This is a genomic window from Muricoccus nepalensis, assembly GCF_006438825.1.
Taxonomy (GTDB): Bacteria; Pseudomonadota; Alphaproteobacteria; order Acetobacterales; family Acetobacteraceae; genus Roseomonas; species Roseomonas nepalensis.
This window is the reverse complement of record NZ_RCZP01000108.1, coordinates 1-1,937: the sequence shown is the minus strand read 5'-3', so window position 1 is coordinate 1,937 and position 1,937 is coordinate 1. Positions and strand designations below refer to the sequence as shown.

Below are 1,937 nucleotides of genomic sequence, written 5' to 3'. Positions count from 1 at the left end.
GGTTGAACACGCCGAGACGGCTCCATCGCACGAAGCGGTTGTACAGGGTCTTGTGGGGTCCGTAGGCCGCCGGGGCGTCGCGCCAGCGCAGGCCGTTGCGGATGACGTGGAGAATGCCGCTGACCACCCGCTGATCGTCCACCCGTGGCACCCCGTGCGAGAGCGGGAAATAGGGCGCGATCCGTCGGATCTGCGCCCTCGTCAGCCAGAACAGGTCAGCCATGGCAGCACCTCCGGCCACCATGGAATCAGCCCTTCAGATCAGGCGCCAGCCCTGATTAATGGGTCCTGACCCTAGATGGCATGACCGTCTAGGCCCGCAGGTAGGCCGCGCGGCTGTCGGGGCGGAGGATGTACTTGGCGTAGTAGGCGCCCCGGCCGTGGTCGTAGCCGAGGAAGAGCCGATGGAGGGTCTCCTGCCCCCGGCGGCGGTGGTGATGGCGGACGACCGGCGCCGGATCGAACCAGGCGGGCATGCCCAGCCAGATGACCGCGGCGACGCTGTCGATGTCCTCGAACTGGAAGGCCGTGCCGGTGCCGACCAGGCGGTCGACGCCGCCGCTTGCCTCCAGCGCGCTTCGAGGAAAGGGGAGGTTGGCGCCGTGGAGGCTGTCCGCCGCGACGAACTCCCGTGGCGCGTAGCGCACGGGCGCCTCGCGCAGGTCGATGGTGACCGGGAGATCTACCGGCCGGTCGGCCCATGCATCATGCTCATCAGTCGCCCTCCACGAGTGAGCCGATCAAGTGCAGTAGTTCGACGTGCTCCGGCCCGTACACGCCGCGAATGAGGAACTCGCCGATCTCGAGATCCGCTATCCTTCCTCCTAAAACTGAACTGGGCTCATGCCGCACGAAGACGCGCTCAGTTTCCGCATCCTTCATGAGCAACCAACGATCACCGTTCCCACTGGCGTAAAGCAGGCGTGCCTTCATTCTCCGCAGTCTCCTCGCCACTCACGACGACTAATACCGGCGCGCCTATGTCCTGACACATCGTCAGCTGGTCCCTGCCTTGCAGACACGGCTTCAGTCCTTCGCCTGTGGCGGGTCTGGACGGATCGGAACATCTGCTCGGCAGTATAAACAGCCAAAGGGGCCGTCCAGCGCAAACCCGAAAGCTGATCCGCAACGCTTCTTTTGGCCAGCAGGCTGGCAGGCTGCAGCACACTCGGGCCCAGGACGTGATGCTTGGACAGGGCGCGGGTGAGAACAGGCATAGCCAACCACTCATCATCACGGATGCATGGTTGTCCTCGTCATGAGACATTTTGTGGCTCTATATCATTCGTATTGGTAACGTCTCATTAGTTGTACGGCGTCAATGCTCGGCCCCACCGCACCACTCGGAGGCTGGCATGGCTGTTGTGATCACGTCCCAGTTGAATGCACTTGGCCGGCCATTGGCGGCGAGCGGCAAGCCGCTGAACTGGATCGACGGCTCGGGCACCGCCGGGGGCCAGGTCCTTGGGACCGACCAGAACGACTACCTCTACAGCGGCGGCGGCGGCTCCACCCTCTACGGCGGCGCGGGCGACGACACCTACTTCGTCTGGTGGGATCTGCACGACAAGGTCGTCGAGGCTGCGGGCGCCGGCATCGACACCGTGGTGTCCTACGCCCCGGCCTACCGCCTGCCCGGCAACGTCGAGAACATGTCCGTCGAGAAGGACGGCGCCGCCGGCACCGGCAACAGCCTCGACAACCTCCTCGTCGGCGGCGACGGCAGCCAGACGCTGGACGGCGGCGCCGGCAACGACGTCCTCACCGGCGGCGCCGGCGCCGACCGCTTCCTCTTCGAGCGCGGCGCCGGGCGCGACGTCGTGACCGACTTCCAGCCGGGCGTCGACAAGATCGTCATCGGCGGCGGCTTCACGGCCTTCACGAGCTTCGCCGCCGTGCAGGCCGCCCTCCGCCAGGACGGCGCGGACGCGGTGCTC

The 1,937-nt window shown here is 66.2% G+C and carries 3 protein-coding genes and 1 pseudogene; 1 reads left to right on the top strand and 3 read right to left on the bottom strand.

Annotated elements, in window-relative coordinates:
• The 3 genes from EAH89_RS30715 to EAH89_RS30705 form a co-directional block, all read right to left on the bottom strand.
• Positions 1 to 223, bottom strand: a 223-nt coding sequence (locus tag EAH89_RS30715) for a transposase (protein ID WP_140887970.1), incomplete at its 3' end; no start/stop codon positions are given.
• A gap of 88 nt (positions 224 to 311) precedes the next feature.
• Positions 312 to 647: a hypothetical protein gene (locus EAH89_RS30710; protein WP_140887967.1), complete on the bottom strand. Its 336-nt coding sequence runs from the start codon at positions 645 to 647 to the stop codon at positions 312 to 314.
• A gap of 67 nt (positions 648 to 714) precedes the next feature.
• On the bottom strand, positions 715 to 933 hold the full coding sequence (locus EAH89_RS30705; RefSeq protein ID WP_140887964.1) for a hypothetical protein: 219 nt from the start codon (positions 931 to 933) through the stop codon (positions 715 to 717).
• A gap of 422 nt (positions 934 to 1,355) precedes the next feature.
• Here EAH89_RS30705 and EAH89_RS30700 point away from each other — a divergent pair.
• Positions 1,356 to 1,937 (top strand): annotated as a pseudogene (locus tag EAH89_RS30700) (hypothetical protein); the annotation flags it as partial.